General features: G+C 58.8%; 2 protein-coding genes. One reads left to right on the top strand and one right to left on the bottom strand.

Annotation, left to right across the window (positions count from 1 at the left end):
• Positions 1–915: 915 nt before the first annotated feature.
• Entirely contained in the window at positions 916–3,393 is a 2,478-nt protein-coding gene (locus ACI38B_RS04670; RefSeq protein ID WP_439729734.1) for a phosphoketolase, read from the top strand.
• A 324-nt stretch (positions 3,394–3,717) separates the two neighbouring features.
• Here ACI38B_RS04670 and ACI38B_RS04665 read toward each other — a convergent pair whose 3' ends face one another.
• Positions 3,718–3,879, bottom strand: a complete 162-nt coding sequence (locus tag ACI38B_RS04665; RefSeq protein ID WP_439729733.1) for a hypothetical protein — start codon at positions 3,877–3,879, stop codon at positions 3,718–3,720.
• Positions 3,880–4,130: the final 251 nt, after the last annotated feature.

The following is a 4,130-nucleotide window of genomic DNA, read 5'->3' as shown; positions in this document are numbered from 1 at the left end:
GCCAGCCGTGCGACAACACAGTCACACAGCGACCAGTTACCGACAGAAACCAACCCGGCAGAAGTCACACCGGCACATCATGCGACACCCAAATCACACAACAGCCAGATACCAGCAAAAACCGCGCCTCCAGCCGTGTAAACCGGCTGCCGCGCAACCGCACAATCGCACAGCAGCCCGATACCATCCAACACCGAACCCCAAAGCCATGTAAACCGCCCGCCGTGCGACAACACAGTCGCACAGCGGCCTAGTACTGATTGACAGCGGCCCATCAACCGCGTAAACCGCGCACCATGCGACAGTACAGTCACATCACTGCCACATACCGCCCCTCACTCACCAAACCAGACGCCAAACCAACCCGCCGTGCGACAATCCAATCACACGACAGCCAGATACCAGCCAGCGCCTGCCCTACCAGACGCCATACCCGCCTGCCGTGCGACACCTCAGTCGCACCGCAACCTGTTACCGCACAACACCGGACTCCAAAGCCGTGTAATCCACCCACTGTGCGACACCCCAGTCGCACCACACGCCGTTACCCCTAGGAACCGGCCACACCAGCAAGCGAACATGAACAGAACACGCCACGCGTCAACACGCCGCCATGTTTTTCACCGAAATGAACGTCCAAAATGTTCGGCAACTACAATATTCCTTGATATTTCGCGGTTTTTGAGGTAAAGTCACCTTGCGTTCACCTTCACATCTCCACCATCTCAATCTCACAATACATAAAAATTTGACAACAGTTTCGAACACACATGCAAAAAAACGTGCAAAAGTCGTGTGCTCCACGTACGATGGTGCGCGACAGGGAGAGAAGTCCACGGACCGCAAGGCCTGAGGTCTTCTTGCCCGAATGTAAACAACCAATCGCACGAACAGTGCAGGAGTACAGGAGTACACATGACGAATCCTGTTATTGGCACCCCTTGGAAGAAGCTTGACGCTCCGGTTTCCGAGGAAGCCCTCGAAGGTGTTGACAAGTACTGGCGCACCGCCAACTACCTGTCCATCGGCCAGATCTATCTTCGCAGCAACCCTCTGATGAAGGAGCCGTTCACCCGCGAAGACGTGAAGCATCGTCTCGTCGGTCACTGGGGCACCACCCCGGGCCTGAACTTCCTCATCGGCCACATCAACCGTCTCATCGCCGATCACCAGCAGAACACTGTGATCATCATGGGCCCGGGCCACGGCGGCCCGGCTGGTACCGCTCAGTCCTACCTGGACGGCACCTACACCGAGTACTACCCGAACATCACCAAGGATGAGGCTGGCCTGCAGAAGTTCTTCCGCCAGTTCTCCTATCCGGGTGGCATCCCGTCCCACTTCGCTCCGGAGACCCCGGGCTCCATCCACGAGGGTGGCGAGCTTGGTTACGCTCTGTCCCACGCTTACGGCGCTGTGATGAACAACCCGAGCCTGTTCGTGCCGGCCATCGTCGGCGACGGCGAAGCCGAGACCGGCCCGCTGGCCACCGGCTGGCAGTCCAACAAGCTCATCAACCCGCGCACCGATGGTATCGTGCTGCCGATCCTGCACCTCAACGGCTACAAGATCGCCAACCCGACCATCCTCTCCCGCATCTCCGACGAAGAGCTGCACGAGTTCTTCCACGGCATGGGCTATGAGCCGTACGAGTTCGTCGCCGGCTTCGACGATGAGGACCACATGTCCATCCACCGTCGCTTCGCCGACCTGTTCGAGTCCGTCTTCGACGAAATCTGCGACATCAAGGCCGCAGCTCAGACCGACGACATGACCCGTCCGTTCTACCCGATGATCATCTTCCGCACCCCGAAGGGCTGGACCTGCCCGAAGTTCATCGACGGCAAGAAGACCGAGGGCTCTTGGCGCGCTCACCAGGTGCCGCTGGCTTCCGCTCGCGATACCGAAGAGCACTTCCAGGTGCTCAAGAACTGGCTCGAGTCCTACAAGCCGGAAGAGCTGTTCGACGAGAAGGGCGCTGTGCGTCCGGAAGTCACCGCCTTCATGCCGAAGGGCGAGCTGCGCATCGGCCAGAACCCGAACGCCAACGGCGGCCGCATCCGCGAAGAGCTCAACCTGCCGAAGCTCGAGGACTACGAGGTCAAGGAAGTCTCCGAGTACGGCCATGGCTGGGGCCAGCTCGAGGCCACCCGTCGTCTCGGTGTCTACTGCCGCGACATCATCAAGAACAACCCGGATTCGTTCCGTATCTTCGGACCGGACGAGACCGCTTCCAACCGTCTTGCTGCCGCTTATGAAGTGACCAACAAGCAGTGGGATGCCGGCTACCTGTCCGCTCAGGTTGATGAGCACATGGCCGTCACCGGCCAGGTCACCGAGCAGCTTTCCGAGCATCAGATGGAAGGCTTCCTCGAGGGCTACCTGCTCACCGGCCGTCACGGCATCTGGAGCTCCTACGAGTCCTTCGTGCACGTGATCGACTCCATGCTGAACCAGCACGCCAAGTGGCTCGAGGCAACGGTTCGTGAGATTCCGTGGCGCAAGCCGATCTCCTCCATGAACCTGCTCGTCTCCTCCCACGTGTGGCGTCAGGATCACAACGGCTTCTCCCATCAGGATCCGGGTGTGACCTCCGTGCTGCTGAACAAGTGCTTCAACAACGACCACGTGATTGGCATCTACTTCCCGGTTGATTCCAACATGCTGCTGGCCGTCGCCGAGAAGTGCTTCAAGTCCACCAACATGATCAACGCGATCATCGCCGGCAAGCAGCCGGCCGCCACCTGGCTGTCCCTCGACGAGGCTCGTGCCGAGCTCGAGAAGGGTGCTGCTGAGTGGAAGTGGGCTTCCAACGTCAAGTCCAACGACGAGGCCGACATCGTCCTCGCTTCCGTCGGCGACGTTCCGACCCAGGAGATCATGGCTGCTGCCGACAAGCTCAACAAGCTCGGCATCAAGTTCAAGGTCGTCAACGTGGTGGATCTGATCAAGCTCCAGTCTGCCAAGGAGAACAACGAGGCGCTCACCGATGAGGAGTTCGCTGACCTGTTCACCACCGACAAGCCGGTCCTGTTCGCCTACCACTCCTATGCCCGCGACGTGCGCGGCCTGATCTACGATCGCCCGAACCACGACAACTTCAACGTTCACGGCTACGAAGAGCAGGGCTCCACCACCACGCCGTACGACATGGTGCGCGTCAACAACATCGACCGCTACGAGCTGACCGCTGAGGCTCTGCGCATGGTTGATGCCGACAAGTACGCCGCTGAGATCGACAAGCTGGAGGCCTTCCGCGACGAAGCCTTCCAGTTCGCGGTCGACAAGGGCTACGATCATCCGGATTACACCGACTGGGTGTGGCCGGGCGTTGATACCGCCAAGCAGGGCGCCGTCACCGCTACCGCCGCAACCGCTGGCGACAACGAGTGATTGACGCGTCGCAAGACGCATGAGGCATAAGCCTTAAACTCAGGAGGGGCATCGGGAAGAATCCCGGTGCCCCTCCTGCCGTAATGCCGGGGGGATCGCAAACAACATAGGTGAAGACAGACCGATATTATCCGTTTTCAGAGGCTCACCGTGTTACGCATGCCGCGACATGCACAACCCGGCAAGAACACGAGGAATGATGGCAGATCCTCCGACATCTGCCATGTTGAGCATGCCGGGGCATACTTTAGATGCCGGACTCACAACACCAAGCAACTCTCCCCTAGGCATCCGTCGAGTTACGCATGCCGCGATATACGCGACTCAGCAGAACACACTCATGGATTGCACACCGGCGGCCATGTTCATGCACATTGTGACCTTCAAAGCCTCCTGAGACAACCGCCGCATGAACAGGTGCACGCCCGAGCCCGCCACCACCTCGTGTCCGGAATTCATCTCGTCAAGGAACGTTTTCAAATCCATATCGGTGCTCTCCTCCAACATCGCGGTACGCCACCAATTCTCAGAGTTCAAGTTCTCTTGAAGTCACATCGGCATCCTGCACAGACTACGGACCTCGCAGTCACTCGATGACGCACGTATCCGTTACCTGCCCACAATTCGTCTACTGTTTACCCGATGTTAGTCCTCATTCAAGTCGCCGAAGATATAATATTTTTCGGCCTTTCGCTGTTTGGTGTGGGTGGGTCTGTCAGGTGGTGACGGTGCTGAGG

This window comes from Bifidobacterium sp. (assembly GCF_051876855.1).
Taxonomy (GTDB): domain Bacteria; phylum Actinomycetota; class Actinomycetes; order Actinomycetales; family Bifidobacteriaceae; genus Bifidobacterium.
This window is presented reverse-complemented; position numbering and strand designations above follow the sequence as displayed.